The 18171-nt window shown below is 41.8% G+C and carries 9 protein-coding genes; 1 reads left to right on the top strand and 8 read right to left on the bottom strand.

The window, feature by feature from the left end; all coding sequences use genetic code 11:
• Positions 1-130 (top strand): integrase core domain-containing protein (locus NPE20_RS26990; protein WP_435529214.1); only part of this gene is annotated, 130 nt, incomplete at its 5' end.
• 138 nt (positions 131-268) lie between these two features.
• On the opposite strand, the gene NPE20_RS17740 is transcribed toward NPE20_RS26990, so the two are convergent.
• The 8 genes from NPE20_RS17740 to NPE20_RS17705 form a co-directional block, all read right to left on the bottom strand.
• Positions 269-2461, bottom strand: coding sequence for a glycoside hydrolase family 43 protein (locus tag NPE20_RS17740; protein WP_256540028.1), 2193 nt, complete (start codon positions 2459-2461; stop codon positions 269-271).
• Between the two features lie 17 nt (positions 2462-2478).
• On the bottom strand, positions 2479-3798 hold the full coding sequence (locus NPE20_RS17735; protein ID WP_256540027.1) for a vanadium-dependent haloperoxidase: 1320 nt from the start codon (positions 3796-3798) through the stop codon (positions 2479-2481).
• Between the two features lie 6 nt (positions 3799-3804).
• Positions 3805-7161 (bottom strand): VCBS repeat-containing protein, encoded by a 3357-nt coding sequence (locus tag NPE20_RS17730; protein WP_256540026.1) that lies wholly within the window; start codon positions 7159-7161, stop codon positions 3805-3807.
• A 6-nt stretch (positions 7162-7167) separates the two neighbouring features.
• Positions 7168-8988, bottom strand: coding sequence for a glycoside hydrolase family 35 protein (locus tag NPE20_RS17725; protein ID WP_256540025.1), 1821 nt, complete (start codon positions 8986-8988; stop codon positions 7168-7170).
• 37 nt (positions 8989-9025) lie between these two features.
• Complete coding sequence (locus NPE20_RS17720) at positions 9026-11455, bottom strand: glycoside hydrolase family 2 TIM barrel-domain containing protein (protein WP_256540024.1); 2430 nt, start codon at positions 11453-11455, stop codon at positions 9026-9028.
• A gap of 24 nt (positions 11456-11479) precedes the next feature.
• The gene (locus NPE20_RS17715; protein WP_256540023.1) at positions 11480-12979 is read right to left on the bottom strand and encodes an RICIN domain-containing protein; all 1500 of its coding nucleotides are present in this window, start codon (positions 12977-12979) and stop codon (positions 11480-11482) included.
• Between the two features lie 70 nt (positions 12980-13049).
• A complete protein-coding gene (locus NPE20_RS17710; RefSeq protein ID WP_256540022.1) occupies positions 13050-14750 on the bottom strand; it encodes a RagB/SusD family nutrient uptake outer membrane protein in 1701 nt (566 codons plus the stop codon).
• A gap of 11 nt (positions 14751-14761) precedes the next feature.
• On the bottom strand, positions 14762-17950 hold the full coding sequence (locus NPE20_RS17705; protein ID WP_256540021.1) for a SusC/RagA family TonB-linked outer membrane protein: 3189 nt from the start codon (positions 17948-17950) through the stop codon (positions 14762-14764).
• Positions 17951-18171 lie beyond the last annotated feature (221 nt).

Genomic DNA, 18171 nt, shown 5'->3' with positions numbered 1-18171 from the left:
TTTAGCTGAGCGCATAAATGGTATCCTGAAAGAGGAGTTTCTGATCGTAAAGCCTGGTAATATCCAACAAGCCAGGAAAATGATCGGACAAGCTGTGAAATTGTATAATCAACGCAGGCCTCAGCTTTAAACTATCTAACACCAAACACTATTCACCAACAAAAAATCCTTGCCAGTATTACCTGACAAGGACTATATTTATTCTTTAATTATTGTCAACTTATTTCAGGACAACTCAGATAACTATTGATAGTCGTTACAGATGAGATTACTTTAATTTTACCGGGCCGATGCCTTTATGCGTAGGTACAACTTGTTCAATAGCACCATCAGCAGTGAATGTAAGCTTATCTATACAAACCTCGCGGTTGTAACCCGCGGCATCGCCCATGATAATCCCCTTGGGGTAGGTAAAGCGGTGATAAACAATATACCATTCGTCCTTGCCGGGTACTTGTATAACAGAATTATGGCCGGTTCCATAAATACCGGCTGCTCCGTTCTTTGTTATTACCGTGTTGTTTTGGGGAACTTTAATAGTGCCAAGAGGTGAATCTGATGTTCCGTAATGCACCGTATAATCAGGACTGCGAGTATCATTCTCTGACCACATAAAATAGTAGATACCTTTTCTATAAATAACGTAGGTGCCTTCGTTATAATGCTTATCTGGTGTTAATATTTTCGTTGTATTGGGTTTTAATGATACCATATCTTCATTCAACTCGGCACCGGCCATGTAGCCATTGCCCCAATACAAATAGTTCTTACCTGTTTTAGGATTGCTAAAAACATCGGCATCAATTTGCTGCCCTCCTTTAACATCTTCAGGAAGCTTATCTATAAGCGGTTTACCCAAATCAATAAAAGGCCCTGTAGGGCTATCTGCCGTGGCAACGCCAATTTTTTGCCCTGCCGCGAAATAGTAAAAGTATTTATAGCTGCCGTTTACCTTTTTTTCGATTATACACGGTGCCCAGGCATTCTTTTTTGCCCAGCTTACGTCTTTCGGCAAATCAAGTATCACACCCTCATCTTTCCAGCTAACCAAATCGGTAGATGAGAAAGCTTTAAAGTAATTGCCAGACCAGCCATCGAAGCCATCACTTGTGGGATACAGGTAAAACTTCCCGTCTTTCTCGGCATATAATATTTCAGGATCGGCATAGTAACCATTAACAATTGGATTATGGGTTTCAAGTGCGGTCACGTTATAAACTTGTGGCTTCTTATCGCCAATGGTTACCGTGTACTTAACCGCGCCTTTTGTAAAATTCTGTGCTGTATTAGGCTGCACCTTTATGCCAGGAAATATGTTAAACCCCGGATCGAATTTCCTTAGGTCGGTACCTGCGTTAACCATAAGCTGCAATTTATAGGCAACCGTATCTAAAACCATGTTATTCTTTTTTATCTGCCTGTTAGCAGCCGATAGCATTATATCGCCGGTATTTGCCCATTGCCTGGTTAATGCTGCGGCTTCTTTGGCTGTTATCGGCATTACCGTACCATGCCGCGGATGAAAGTCCATAGTAATATCATCATCTATAGTTTTAAAATTTTCCAGATCGCTGCTACGGGTAAACTGATATTTCCCTTCGGTATATCGGTCATACATCAGTATATAGTCGCGGCTGTTATTTAGTTTAAAAACACCCGCCCCTTCAACTGGCGATTTTGTTTGTTGTACGTATTTATCAATTAATATGTAGCCTTCTGTAAGCTTATCAGACACCGCTATTTTTATACCTGCCCCGGTACCTTCCGTTTTAAAAAAGAGATGATATTTACCGTCTTTATAAATAATATCACCATCTATACAAGCGCCGTTATCCGGCTTGAAAAACAATTGTTTAGGTACAGTTTCAAGGCCCGAAAAATCTTTATTGGCATAAGTATAATAGATCTTATCGGGTTCGTTACCAAACCGCATTGACCAGTAAATCATATATTTTTTTGCCTTGGGATCATAAATAGTTTGTGGTGCCCATACACGATTAACCCCTGCAAATTCTTTAAAGGTTTCGGCAACATTTACAATGTGCGATTGCCAGTGAATTAAATCGGTAGACTTTAAAAGCACCATCGCATAGTCGGGTCCCCAACCAAATTTATCGGTATTCATATCGGTAGCTACCATAAAAAAAGTTTTGTTGTCGGCGCCACGCAGGATGTGCGGATCACGAACCCCGCCAGTAGAACTTATTTTTGCCGAATTTAAAACCGGCTTATTATGATTTAGCGCCCGAAAATTATATCCATCATTACTCAACGCGAAGCGGATAGCTTCTCCTGATTTATCGCCGGTAAAATAGGTGAACAGGTAAGCACTATATGGCCCGTTAGTAATTGCCTTTTTATTGAGATGTTTAATTTTAGATTGAGCATTCCCTACTACAGGGCATAAAAAAACAATGGAAATAATTATTAAAAAACGCCTTACCGTTCGCCAGTTATTCATTTTGGATATATTAGATATTAATTTTTATTCATTTTTTGGAGTACCCACTTCCCAACTTTATTACCCTGCACCAGGCCATTATCAATAGCATCTTTAAAATGTATGCCACCTAAAAAACGTGAAATTGCCGCCTCTTTTGCTGCCTGATCAAAGGATGTAAACTTCCTGGGAGGTATGCCGTAATTTATCTCGGTGCTATCGGTATAACTAAAATTGGGGCCAAAATAATATGTAAGTATAGCCGCTGATGTTGCTGATATTACAGAATGCCCGCTGCTATATTCCGGGAAGGGCGGTGTTTGTAAAAAAGGTTTCCAATGCGGATCTATATATTTCCTGATGGCTGTTTCGGGTCTAACCCTATTGGTTTTATATTTATCCGCCCAGCAGCTAATAAACCCATCCATAAGCCCTATTGCCACAGTTGTAGTAACCTCAACTGTTTTAGAAAAGCCGGCCTTTGATTGCTTGCAGGCAATACCTGTAATACCAAGCCAATGCGCCCCGGGCGATATCTTTTTTAACCCCATAACCATATGCCCGTCGTTTTGGACTGCAAAGGGATTGCAATCCCAAAAATTGGCAATATCTTTTTCGGCCGTAGTAAGTCCATTTTCGCCTTTAGCATAGTTTAAAAGCAAAAATTTATAAAAAGCGCTGCTTTTTTCCGTGGAAAAAGGCACAGGCGAAACAGATATAAATTGAAAAGAAGAATCGAGTGTTAAAGGCCTTACGGTATAAAAATAAGGTTCGACCGGTGCCATGTATGATGGTGGCGTTGGGTCCCAGGTGCCGGCATTGCCCGTGGGCGTATAGCGCGGATAAGTACTTATCTTCCTATAACCATCAGCCTTGGCATAAGTTAAAACCTGCTTGCTTATGGCGGTAGCATAGCTTATCGAGCTATCGATAACCGCATCTGAAAAACCTATTAGCCTGCACGAATCTAAAAACTGCTGTTCGCTTTTTTTAAGCAAAACGCCGGAGGGTTGTAGTTTCTGGGCTGTTTTATACATAGCTAATACCGCACTAAGCTGGTAATTACTACCCCGTACTGCCTTTGCCTTATTAAAAGCCGGATAATTATTCAATACCTCATGCATATTTTTAATATGCATGTCATTCTGCGAAACAACCTCATAACCGGCCAGGCAGGTATAAGCAAAAAAGCGTGCGGCCAAAGGCGGGTTGGTAACATCGTGCACCATCACGTTTGTCATTTGCGCTATAACTTTGCCTATGTCATCACCATGCAGTTCGGGCTGCTTAGCCGGGCCACAGCTACTGATCAGCAGAAAAAAGCTAAACAACCACGATATAAAAAGGAGCTTTCTCATTTTAATTTATTGCCGGTAAGCCTTAATGCCTATGCCGTTAATTCCAAACAAATAGGTGCCATTTATTTCCATTACCGATCTAACATCTCCTGTTAATTTAAACCCCGATTTTTGCTGCGGGATGTAGCTAAACCGCCCCTTACCATCGCCTTTTAACAGCACACCGTAGCTTGCATCGTATTTACCAAACCTAACGCGGGTATGATCAATATTACCGCACATAAGCAGGTCATTATTGCCATCGCCATCATAATCCAATAAATTTATAGTGAAAACAGGGGCATACTGGGCTTCGATAGGAAGCTGGGTTGAAAGCAGCCGATTGCTTTTGCCTGTGCTGATAAAGCAGGCTGTGGCAAGATAATTAGCTGTTAAACGCCCGGCATTTTTCATTTCTTCCGGCGTAAATATCTGGTTTATGGAAGCATCGGCATAGCTGTTATAATCCGGGAACCGTGATCGCATGATACTCATTTGGTCAAGCAGTTCATCGCGGGTTAGGTACGGGTAACTTTTGTGCTGAATGTAAAAGCAAAGGATAGGGTCAATTGATCCGTTGTCGTCAAAATCTTTATAATACATTTCGGCAGGCTCCTGGTCGGTAACCCGGCATTGCGTATTCAGCCCCATATTGCCTGCGATAATATCGGGATGTCCATCATGGTTAATATCTGCAACCGTTAAACAGTTCCACCAGCCTGCATAGTTTTTATCAAAGTATTTGTTAGTAGCGTTTATCAGTTTGCCGTTTTTATTTTCAAAAACAATTAGTGGCATCCACTCGCCAGCAATGATAAGGTCGGGGGTTTTATCACCATTCATATCAGCCCAGGCGGCGCAACTTACCATTCCAATATGCTTTAATGATGGATTAAACGCCTCTGTTTTATCTGTAAAGCCACCTTTGCCATCATTTATCAAAATAAAACTTTCGGGTGCTTGCGGATAGCTGCCCGGTATCACCCGGCCGCCAACAAACAGGTCGGCAAAGCCATCGCCATTTATATCAGCGGCTTTTACGCAACTTTTGCTGCTCAGCATTTTGGGTAAAGCATTATTGCTTTTTGTAAAATTACCCCGGCCATTGTTCATGTAAAGCCTGTCGTGCAACAAGGGGTCGGCGGCGGTATAATCATTATAGCCACCAGAGCATACATAAAGATCGGGTTTGCCGTCATTATTGGCATCAAAAAATACAGCTGCGGTGTTGGTACATTTGCTATCGGCTTCAAAAGCGGATTGTTGCGATAGCTTGAAGGCCCCGCCTTTTTGCTGCAGATATAAGCTACCCGCTTTGCCGCTATCACCACCAACATAAATATCTTCAAGGCCATCGCCATTCACATCGGCCTTAACCATACAAGGCCCCGAAAAGGATAAAGGGTTAACCATCAATGGCTGGCGCTTAAAATCGTTTACTGTGCTTTTAGTGCTGATGTATTTAAATGGTGCAGATGCTTCTTTAAACAGGGCTCCCGACAGGGCGGGCTTTAGGTAGTTCATATTGGCATCCTTCTCATTAAGGGTAAGCAGCTTATCTGCATTTATATTGCCAATTACTTGTGCTTTTCCGCTTTGCCATATTACCTGTAACGAATCGACTTGTGTATCGCCACCCAAACCAAAGTGCAATACTGTGGTAACAGTAGATTGATACCCGCGTGTAGGCATCTGCTCCAGGTATTGTTTTTTGTTTTTTGAATAGATGATAACCTTTGCACCTATCCCCTGCGTGTTTTTAGCAGCGCCATTTAACTTTACCAATAGGTAATGATTTTTGCTTTGCGCCTGCGAATTGTTTTGATAGATAAACGCCGGTTTGTTTATGTTATTCACTACCAGATCCAGGTCGCCATCATTGTCAAGATCGGCATAAGCCGCGCCATTACTGTTTGCCGGCTGGCTGATACCCCAGGCAGCGCTAACATTATTAAAAGTTGAATTGCCATCGTTCTTAAAAAAATAGCTCTTAACTTCTGACGATGGCATTTTTTCAACCAGATTTAACAGATCCTGGCGCATGGCCTTCCTGTTACGCAAATTATCGCCCACATATTTCAGGAAATCCATGTTGGTATAATCGCGGGTGTAGCCGTTGCTGACAAACATATCTTTCCAGCCATCATTGTCGTAATCTGCAAAAAGAGGCGCCCAGCTCCAGTCGGTATTAGAAACGCCGGCAAGCTGCCCAATTTCACTGAAGGTGTTATCGCCATTATTTTTTTGCAGCATATTACGCATATACTGGTAATAAAACCCTACTCTTAAACTCAGGTTAAAGGCCTCGTAATTATCAGATGCAAAAAGCATTTTCTGGCGACGATTATCTTCGGGCAACATATCAAGTGAGTAAATATCTGGCAGCAAGTCATTGTTAAAATCGGCGATATCGTTTCCCATTGATGAAAAAGAGGTATGGCCCATTTGCCGCTGCAATTCATCTGTAAATTGGCCTTTACCGTTATTGATATACAATCTATCGGGTATATTATAATCATTAGATATATAGATATCGGGGTTTCCGTCGCCATTAATATCAGCGATGCCCGCGGCCAAGCCGTAAGATAATGAGGTGTTAATAATACCGGCGACAGATGTTACATTTTCATAAAAACCGTTATTATTTTTAAAAAGTCTTAAGCCTGCTTCAGGGTCAATTTTGCTCATTAAATCGGCAACCGATACTTCATCAAGGGTATTCTCGCGCTTGGGGTTGTGGTTAACCAGTAACAGATCCAGATCGCCATCCTTATCATAATCAAAAAAATAACCCTGTGTGCTAAACGAGGAAAAATTAAGTCCGTAGTTAGCTGCCATTTCCTTAAATACAGGTACACCATTATTATCGTTTCCCTGGTTTATAAATAATTGGTTCCCCCGTTTTTCGGCCCTAAGCTTACCGGAGTAACATACATAAATATCTAATTTACCATCACCATTCACATCGGCAAAGCTAACGCCGGTTTTCCATGGGCCGGGCCGACCGGCAACACCTGCCGCCATGGTAACTTCTGTAAACTGCAGGTTTCCCTTGTTCAGGTAAAGCTTATTATCAGTCATGTTACCCGTAAAGTACAGGTCCTGTAGCCCGTCGCCATTCAAATCGCCTACGGCTACCCCGCCACCGTTATAAAAATATTCATACATCAGCACGTTGGTGTTCAAACCTTCTGTTAGCGTATTATTAAAATCAACGTGGGTTTTGTCAGCCGGCAATAACGTAAATAGCGTATTTTCTGGTTCGGTGCCATTAGGTGACGGGGCTGTTTTGCAGCTACCTAATAAAACAATGCAAGCTACAGCCAGTGTCAACCGTCTTAATAATACCGGTCTTATTAATTCACCCACGAACCTTGTATCCATTATATGCTATTGCAATTTATCCAGGATAGGTTTATCCAATCCGTTTAATTCTTTTATTCCGGGCTTTATCAGCTCCATCACTACAACTTCATTTGTTTTTTTAAGCCACTCCTGTGGTACGTAAACCGTTTGTTGTGGGCCTACTTGCCAATAACGGCCAAGATTATGGCCATTAACCCATACTACACCTTTACCCCATTTACTCATATCCAAATAAGTATCAGCTATTTCTTTTAAGGTGAAGCTGCCTTTTGTTAAAACAGGTGAACTACTTACAGCATTGTTGCTGTTAATTTTAATATCGTTAATATTATTCATAGGTAAGCTATACATTTTCCAGTTGCTTACCTCTTTTTTGTTAAAAGTTACTTCGCCGGTTATACCTTTTTTATTTTGCAGCAAATACTTACCAAAATTTATACGGCCTAAGTTTTCAACCAATATATCAACCGTTACGTTACCTTGCGGAAGATCAAGAGACAAACTATCCTGCTTAAGCCGCCTATCTAATATACCAACTGTTTTGCCATTTAGCATAATTATAGCGTAATCGCGAAGGCCGTTTATTTTCAGTGTACCATTGTTGCCCCCTTTAAGCACCGTACGGTATAAAACAAAGCCATAATCTTGCGAAAGGTCTTCAAAAGTTAATGGCTTGCTGTTGATTTTTGGCGCAGGTAATACATTTAATAAATTGATGCTATGCGTTAATTTAATGCCCGGGATGTTGATGGATCTTTTTGGTGCGGGTACCGGCGGTAACTTTTCTCCCGAAGGCATATTTTTCTGTATCACCTCCCTAAATGCCATAAATTTGGGGGTTGCATTACCTGCTTCATCAAGCGGGGCATCGTAATCATAACTGCTTATTTGGGGTTCAAACGGATCTTTATCATTATAATTTGCTCCATTCATAAAACCGCGGGTAGTGCCTCCATGAAACATATACATGTTGATAGAAATGCCTGCCGCCAAAACAGAGTCAAGACGACCTACATACTGCTCTGCCGGAACGGTGTGATGTTTGGTTCCCCACCAATCAAACCAGGCTGGATACCACTCTGCTATAAAGAATGGGCCTTTACCGTTATGGTTTTCTTTAACCAGCTTTTTAACTTTGCTCACATTGTCAACACCGTTAATTGCGGCTAATAAGCCCGGCAAATGGCCATCTTTTATGGCAGCTTCGGGGTCGCAGGTATATAAAAGCCCATCAAAACCGGCGTCAATAAACATCTTTCGGTTAAGATCAAGATACTCCTTATCGCTCCCGTATGAGCCGTATTCGTTCTCTATCTGCACCATTAAAATATTGCCGCCGTGGTTAACCTGCAACGGTGCCAGTTGCTTTCCAACCTGATTAATGTACTCGCGATATTCTTTGATGTATTGCTGTTCTTTGCTCCTAACCTCCAAACCTTTTTCGTTTTGCAGCCAGTACGGGTAGCCGCCAAATTCCCATTCGGCACAAACATAGGGGCTTGGTCTTAATATCACCCATAAACCTTCTTCGCGGGCATCATTTACAAAGGCAGCAATATCATTATTGCCGGTAAAATCATACACACCTTTTTGCGGTTCGTGTACGTTCCAAAAAACATAAGTTCCTATGGTGTTAAGCCCCATCGCTTTAGCCATTTTCATTCGCTGGCGCCAGGCCTCACGCGGTACACGGGTATAGTGTATTTCGCCGGCTATGATCTGTAATGGTTTCCCGTCGAGCAAAAAAGTGCTATCGCCCAAGGCAAAAGTGTGGTTACTATTCTGCGCCTTAAGTTCAACACCGGATAGTAAAGTAAATAAGATAAGGATTTTAAAAAATTTCATAAAATTAAAATGTAGGAGGATTGTTTTCTTAGGCTGCCTATTTTACCGTTAACACAACCGTTGATGTTTTAAGACCCGGAGAACTTACCTGCACAGTAATTTTCCCCGGCTTGCCACTTGTTTGTAAATACGCTAATAAACGCCCGTGTACAGCTGCCCTAACCGGCGATTGATAACCTTCGTGGCTACTTGTGCTGCCACTTTCCAGTCCCAATAGTTTAGCAGCACCGGTAACAGATACTGTAAGTACGTTTTCTGCATCAAAAACAGGATTGCCGTTCTTATCTGTAATTTGTATTTCTACCTGGCTAAGGCCTTTTGTGTTTTTGGCAAACATGGTTACATCAGCCGATACTTTAATATTTGATGCCTCGGTATTGGTTTTAATAGTATAGCTATCGGCCTCGATGCCGTTGTTATATCCCTTCACTGTCAATTCGCCCGGTTCATAATCAACCTCCCAGGAAGGTATTTTACCTTTTGCTGCACTTCGTGATAATTTACCAAGCGATTTTCCATTTAAAAAGAGCTCTGCTTCCTGGCAATTGGTAAAACAATCAACGCGCATTTTACTATTTGCAGGCCAGTTCCAAACCGGTTGTACAGACTTATGGCTCCAAATGCCCCTATCTTCGGCTTTTTTAACTTCGCGTGCACCTATGTAAACCATAGGTTTAGCTGCCCAAATGCTTTGCCTGTAAAAATATTCCGGTTTTTTAAAGCCGGCAAGGTCTAACAACCCGGCACCATTACTGCGTTGTGGCCATCTACCGGCCTCTCCTAAATAATCAATGCCTGTCCATAGGTATTGGGCTGATATATACTCATTACTATCAACAGCGGCCCATGCTTGCGTTGCCATGCCATTCTCACTACCGTAAATAATTCGGTTAGGGTATTTTTTATGATCTTCCGGATAACGGTATTCCTGGTAATTATAGCCAACTACGTCAAGCTCTTCCGGGAAACCCACCTCGTTAGACATTACCACACCTGCCAATGCGGCGGTAACCGGGCGTGTTTTATCAACAGCCTTAACAACTTTAACCAATTGCCTGGCAATAACAGTTAACTGGCTGGCGGCAGGATGATCTGGCAGGTAACCTTTACCATACATCTGCGGGTTTCTGCCCGTGTTTAATATTTCATGGGTATAAGGATCATTAGGATAGTCAATTTCGTTACCAATGCTCCACATAATAATGGATGGGTGGTTACGTGTACGCATCACCATATCGCTTACATCACGATCGGCCCATTCCTTAAAATCTTTATGATATCCATCTTTTGACGGCGTGCCCACATTCCAGCCTTTTACCCATTTATTTTTGCCCAATTCCCATTCATCAAAAGCTTCGTCCATTACCAAAAAGCCCATACGGTCGCTCAAATCATATAAATAATCGGCATGCGGGTTATGGCTAAGGCGTAAGGAGTTTACGCCCGCCTCTTTTAATATTTTAAGACGGCGTACCCATACTTCCTGAGGTACTGCTACACCCAGTGCGCCCGCATCATCATGAATACAAACACCCTTAAGCTTTGTACCTTTTCCATTTAAAAAGAATCCCTTATCCTTATCAAATTCAATGCTGCGAATGCCTACTTGTTGATCAACCACATCAATTTGCCCGCCATTACGGGTTAACTGAACCTGTAATTTATAAAGTGAAGGGGTTTCTACATCCCACAAATGGGGCGAATTTATTTGTCCATCAAACTCCACTTGCTTGCTACCAGGTTTAACACTTACCTGCTTTTGCAAGGCAGCAACAATTTTACCGGCATTATCAATTAGGTTAACTTTTACACCTATTGCAGCAGTGCTTTTAGTGCTATTGGTGACATTAACTTTTACATTTACTTCGGCTTTTTGCGTGGATACCTTTGGCGTAGAAAAAGCAACATCCCACAAACCAACATGTACCGGGGTTTTAACAATCAAGTATACATTACGATAGATCCCGGAACCGGTATACCATCTTGAATCTGCAAAATCGCTATGATCGGCCTTTACCTTTATCGTATTTTTACCTTTATAATTTAAATACCGGGAAAGCTCGTATTGGAAAGCAATAAATCCATTTGGCCGTTTGCCCAAATAATGCCCGTTTATCCAAACTTCGCTATTTTTGTAAACCCCGTCGAAATAAATAAACACCTGCTTACCTTGCCAGCTGGCATTGGCAGTAAATGTTTTTTTATACCAGCCTATGCCACCCGGTAAATAACCGGTAGCGCTGGCCCACTCATCACTAAAAGGTTGTTGTATGCTCCAGTCATGAGGCAGATCAACGGTTTTCCATTGGGTATTATCACTTCCTTTTTCGGCGCCTGTAATATCACCCATGTGAAAACTCCAGGCCTGGTTAAACAATACAGGTTTGGCTAAATTTTGCGCCTGTAAAAACCCCGGAAATAAAAGGCTTATAAACAAGTAAAAATAATGGTAAGGTGTTTTTTTCATAAGTTATTATTTATTGCAAGCATGCTATTGCTGAAGAATTTGCCACTGCTGGTTGGCATCGTTATTCAATGGCCACTGAATAATAGAAGCGCCCACAGTTGTTACTGCTCCATTTACATCAAGCACCTTGGTACTATTGCGGTTAGCAACCTTATATACGCCTGTTTTAATAGTATCAAGCTGCCATTGCTGGCTATTGCCACCGCTTAATTGCTGCTGTATAACACCGGCCCCATCAGCGGTTGAAGCCGTATTTATATCAAGGGCAAGGTTGCTATTACGATTGGTGATCTTATAATAGCCGCTACCCGAATCTGTAATTATCCACTGTTGATTATTGCCCCCATTTTGATACCATTGAAGAACTCCCGCACCGCTTAAGGTTGACGAACTATTAACATCAAGTGCAAGACCGCTATTAACATTAATAAAACGGTAAAAGGCCAATGGATAAAAAACATCGGTACCGCCAGTACCTACGCCCCAACCATACTTAAGCCTGCTAAGGCCCGAGGCATTGGTGTTTGATACGGTAAGATTGGTACCCGTTCCGTTTAGCTGCTGCATACTGTAGCTGTCGCCATTACGGATGCCCGGCCAGTAAACACTACCCATGCCATAGGCACGAACCTGGTTGGTTAAACCCTGCATATAAGCAATTTCCTGATCGGCAGCTATTGCTCCAGTATAATTTTTCGCGGTGGTCATGGGCACCCCAAACTCCGTTAAAACAGCACGGTTACTGTAGCTGCCTACATTTGCTTTAAACCTGCTTTCCCATTCAGCAGCAGTTTTAATATTTCCGTTACTAAAAAAAGCGTAGTCGTGTATGGATAACAAACAGTTAGCGAACCTGCTATCAGCACCTACGCCTGTAATATCCTGCGAATACGAGGTACCACTTATCAATATTCGGCCCTGCTGCACTGTTGGATATTTACTTAACCATTGCGCGCATATGGTTGTCCAATCGGTTAAAGAATAACCATGTGGTTCGTTAAATATTTCGAAATAAACGCGAGAGTTGCTGCTATATTTATTTACAATTGTTTGCCACATTGACCAAAACTCCGAAACGTTGTCAATTTTCCCGTCTTTTGATGATTGGGCCTCCCAGTAGCCCAATATCACATTCATATTTTTACTTACCGCTTTGTCTATAACAGCGGTATAGGCGTTCCACCATAATTGTGATGTTGTAGAATAATTAACAGGTAACCTCAGCGTATTAGCGCCGGTGTTTGCCTGGATGCCCGAAAGAACGGCATCAGCCTTTGCAGATACCGTTGCGTAACTATCTGATGAGGTGAGACCACTTAACACTAAGATACCATCGCTAAAATTATCGCCATCGGCAGCCCAGTTTACGCCCTTTAACGCACTTGCGGCATCGGGCGTGCCGGTTGCAACTTCAGGCCCCTTTTCGGGGTTTGTAACAACTGGCAAATTCACGTTCGCCACATCTTTTTTACAGCTCGCGTTCAATAAACATAGCGCAGCAAACACAAGAAATACTTTTTTCATAATAAAAGTTTAAATAACATAAAAAGGGGGCGATGGCAATCCCACCAGGCCCCCTAAATCTCAACTCTTATTAGTATCCGTCGTTTTGTTGCAACAGGTTATTAGATGCCTGTATCTCTGTACGTGGTATAGGCAACCAGTAATGTTGCGGATGGAAAGCACGACCATCTAAAGCTACCTTTGGTGCATAACTAAAGCTTCCATTCGCGTTTTTAGTTATAATAACCCCACCGGCTGGTTTGTTCTCTGTAACCTCGGCTATTTTCCACCTGCGTACATCATAAAAACGATGCTCTTCAAAGGCAAGCTCTACACGGCGCTCGTAACGTACCGCGTCTTGCATTTGTGATTTGCTTAAGCCCGGAGCAAGTGGAGGCATGTTTACCCCGGCACGGCTTCTTACCATATTTATAGCAGAGCGGGCTGACAGCGTTGCACCTACAGGTACCACATCGGCTCCATAGGCTTCGTTGGCTGCTTCGGCAAAGTTTAACAATACTTCGGCATAGCGCATATATATCCATGGCTGGAAACCGGCGTTACCCCATGGGTTTTGTAACGGATAAGCATCATTCATGAATTTTTTAAGATAGTAACCGGTTTTAGTTGTATTCCAGTTCTCATTTCCATCTCTGCTATCTTTACCTCCCGGTATAAACGCTTCAATTGAACGCTCACGGTAAGGGGCTCCGTTATATAAAACGGTGGCAGCAAAGCGCGGGTCGCGGTTATCATACGGGTGCGTGGGATCGTAACCCGAGGTTGGATCTGTAATAGGTTTTCCGTTATCCATCTCATAATCATCAACCAGGTTTTGTAAAGGTGTGTTACCGGCCCAACCGCCATATCCATTTGGCCCGTTTGCAATTTCAAGATGCACATGGTTGTCATTTTTGGTATACAAACGTTCAAAAATAGCTTCATTGGTTTCATTGGTTAGAAACAGATTAGCATATCCGCCGCTATAAATACCATACTTATTAAGACTAATAACTTCCTGCGCAGCAGTAACTGCATCTGCCCATGTACCTACATTGTATAAAGGGCTGGCAGCATAAAGTGTTAATCTTGATTTTAAAGCCAAAGCTGCACCTTTTGTAGCACGGCCCAAAAGCCACGATCCGTCGTTATTCAGCGGTAATTTAGTGGCTGCATCGGTAAGTTCACTTACTGCGTAATCTATACTCTCTTTAAGTGTAGCACGTGTAAAAAGTGCAGGATCCTGCAAATTATCCTGTAAATTAACAACCTTATCGCCCATTAAAACTACGCGACCGTAGTTCCTTATCAGGTCATGATACCTAAATGCTCTTATAAACCTAAGTTCACCTTCGATACGTGTTTTGTGAGCTGCGCTGAACGGTAATTTGGGTAAAATACTTAATGCATAATTACATTCCCTTATACTACGATAGCTTCTACCCCATAACACGCCCGCACCTCCAAGGTTTTCGGGTGCTAACTGGCCCCTTTGAACCAGCCATGTGGCATCATCATTATTATAAATAGACTCATCAGTAACAGAACTCCACATGCTATACTCAAAACCACGGCCAAAGCCCGGGTTTGTGCCTTCGCCTTCTTTATCCTGCAGTTTAGCACCTATATAACGGTTGGTTACATAAGCCTCAAAAATCGATGTGTCCGTTTCTATAGCTGACGTTGCAATCCTATCAGTAGGCTGCACGTTTAAAAAATCCTTTTTGCACGCAGTCATACACATTACGCCAAGTATGGCTGTATATAATTGCTTCCTATATTGTAATTTCATTTTTGTTAATTTTAAAATTTAACGTTAACGCCCAAGTTGATAATTCGTTGCTGAGGGTAGAACTGTCCGCTTCCGCTGGTTCCTTCCGGGTCATAGTCTTTAACTTTTGATATGGTAAACAAGTTAAATGCGCTTGCGTAAAGTCGTAAACCCGATAACTTAAGCTTTGACAAAAGCTGACTGTTGAAATTATAACCTACCTGAACGTTTTTCAACCTTAAAAATGAAGCATCATTAAGCCAAAAAGTACTGTTATACAAACCACCGCTTGTTGCACTCGAAGCACGATCCGTAACAATTGGATAGGTACCATTAGGGTTTGTAGGACTGTAGCGATTATTGGCCCAGCTGCTATAAAAGTTACCTATTGTACCAGCCTCTGGTAATACGTACTGGCTAACCTGAGCCTGGCCGGCAAACAATACAGCAAGATCAAAATTCTTATAAGCCGCGTTTAAGGTAAAACCATAAGTAATTTGTGGTATGTTACCGTATTTAGTGCGGGTTTGGTCGTCGGCAGTTATCTGCTGGTCACCGTTATAATCCAACAGTTTCAAGTCGCCCACTTTTGCACCCGGTACATGCGGATAGCTATCAAGTTCTTGCTGGCTGCGAAATATGCCTATTGAATTATAAAGTTGGTAAGTGTTTAACGGCCTGCCTGTTTGGCGCTGATAACTTAAAGCACCTGCGGCTTCATCAATAAATATGATCTTGCTTTTTGCGTAGGTGAAGTTCCCACTAACACCCCAGCTAAATTCTTTACCACTATTATTGTAACCAAGCGTGCCTTCAAAGCCTTCGCTGTTTACTTTACCAATGTTCTCAGAAGGTACCAGTGGATCTGATCCATAAGGGTTAACAATACCTGATGAACCAGGAAGAGAAGCGTTTCTGGCAGTTAAGATATCAGAACGTTTTTGTTGGAAGTATATAGCTTCTAAAGTAAAGTTGTGTAAAAACACTGCATTGATACCAACATCAAGCTTTCTGGAAACCTCCCAGGTTATATTAGGATTAGCCAGTTTTACCAGGTTAACGTTTGGCTGAATTATAGGCGATCTGTCTGTAGCTGTAGGATTTATAGCTACAAAACCATTACCTACTAAAACATAGTTATCAAAATACTGGAAAGCATTTACATTATCGTTACCTAATGAACCGTATGATGCCCTGATCTTTAGATCGTCAAAGAATTTAACTTTGTCTTTAAACCAACCCTCCTGGGAGATACGGTAAGCTACTGATGCAGAAGGGAAATAACCCCACTGTTTGCCGCTTGGGAATATTGAGCTACCATCGGCACGTAACTGACCTTCAAAAATGTATTTCTCGTTGTAGTTGTAACCAAGTCGGCTTATTATGCTTCGGCGGGTATAGTTTGAACTGTAGCCCGAGTTTAGATAATCTGTTGCTGCATTACCTCCCTGAGATAATTCGGGAAGATTTGATGCAAGATAATTGAAACGGGTTGCATCAAAATAATCTAAATGGTTTTTACTTTGCTCATAACCAACAAATGATTCGATGTTATGTAAACCAAACTTTCTGTTAAAGTTTAATTTAATGTTTGAAGTGACAAGCGACTGGTTGTTCTGAGATTGGAACAATGTAGCCTTTTGGTTATTACCACCAACTATGGTACCGTTATAAACATCGTTTGGCTGATCATAGGTGTATAGTACATACGGTTTAGAGAAATTTTTGTTAAAAGCGTTTGATTTATCTACAGAAAAGAACCCATCAATAGATAAGCCCTCTATCCCCGGAATAAGGTAACTTCCTCTTAATATACCGTTATAAACCTGGGTTGGGTTATTTACAATACCGCCAAGATCGGTTACCTGCACCGCCGGGTTATTAAACTCAATACCCGTAGATGGATAACCGTTAGGATAAAAAGCTATAACTGTGGGGTTAGCCCTGTATACCGATCTGAATATATTCCCCGCACCTACTGTTGGGAAAGTTCTGTTCTCTTCCCTGCCAGATATAGACAAGCCTACTTTTAACCTTTTATTAATGTTAGCATCAATATTTGAGCGGAAATTATACTGTTTGTACTTAGTTGCTCCGTCTTTATATAAACCGTCCTGATATAGTGTACCTAATGATATATAGTATTTAACATCATCGTTACCACCGTTAACTGACAAGCTTTGCTGATTTTGCAATGCAGTCTTTTTAAGTGTTGTATTTATCCAATCTGTATTTGGATAATTTATAGGGTCTGACCCATCTCTGAATTTTTGAATCTGCTCGTCAGAATAGATCTGATTTAAGCCGCCGCCCTGGTTTGAATTATAAGCTATCTCGTTTCTTAACTGAGCGTAAAGAGCTGCATCAGCCATCTGCGGTAAGCGCGTTGGCGAGCTAAAACCCTGATTAAAGCTGTAGTTAATTGTTGGCTTGCCGGTTTTACCTTTTTTAGTGGTTACCAGTATAACGCCGTTAGCCGCACGGTTACCATAAATAGCAGCCGATGCATCCTTTAATACCGAAAGGCTTTCAATATCGTTAGGGTCAAGTCGTTCAAGCCCTCCAATTTGGCCGGGTACCCCATCAACTACAACCAGCACGTTAGTGTTACCTGTAGTTGCAAGGCCACGAACAAGTATATTAGAACCATCGTAGCCAGGCTCGCCACTTCTGTTATTAATAACCACCCCCGAAAAACGGCCCGCAAGAGAGTTTGAAACATTGGGTTGTGGACTTTTTACAAGCTCGGCACCTCTTACTTGCGATACAGATCCTGCAAGGGTAGCTTTCTTTTGAGTACCGTAACCTACCACTACAACCTCATTTAATGATCTTGAGTCGGCAGTTAACTGAACACTAATGCTGGTTCTGCTGTTAACTCCTATTTCCTGAGGGGTGTAACCAATAAAGGTAAAAACCAATATTGCATTAGGGTTAGCAACCGTAATGGTGTACTTGCCATTAACATCAGATACTACGCCCTGTGTGGTGCCCTTAACTGCAACAGTAACTCCTGGTAATGGACTTCCTTTTTCGTCTGTTACTGTTCCTGAAACCGTAACATCGGCTTGCTTTAACTCACTTAAGGTAGGGGTAAATTTCAATGCTGTGGCCTGAGATGCCATAGGTACGCACAACGGAATAATACCCGTTAGTAAAATACCTAATGCTTTCCTGGTTCTCCGATGCGGTGAAAACTCATTGAGTAAATTTTTTTTCATGTTTAAAGTTTTATTAATTGGTTTAATTTCTGTTAACTACACGCCGGGGCGACTTGGCTCAATATTGCTGTAAGCTTGTTGAGTAACTAAATAGCCCGTGAAATAATTAAACAGAATTTGGTTTATGAGTGCTAAGTTGAGGTAAAAAAGCTTTCTTTAAGGGTGGTTAATCCTCATAAAAAGGGGGGCAAAAAGGTAATTTTAGCTATAATCTTAGCTAT

This window comes from Mucilaginibacter aquariorum (assembly GCF_024498135.1).
Lineage (GTDB): Bacteria > Bacteroidota > Bacteroidia > Sphingobacteriales > Sphingobacteriaceae > Mucilaginibacter > Mucilaginibacter aquariorum.
The sequence above is the reverse complement of the archived record's forward strand: the minus strand, read 5'-3'. Positions and strand labels throughout refer to the sequence as shown.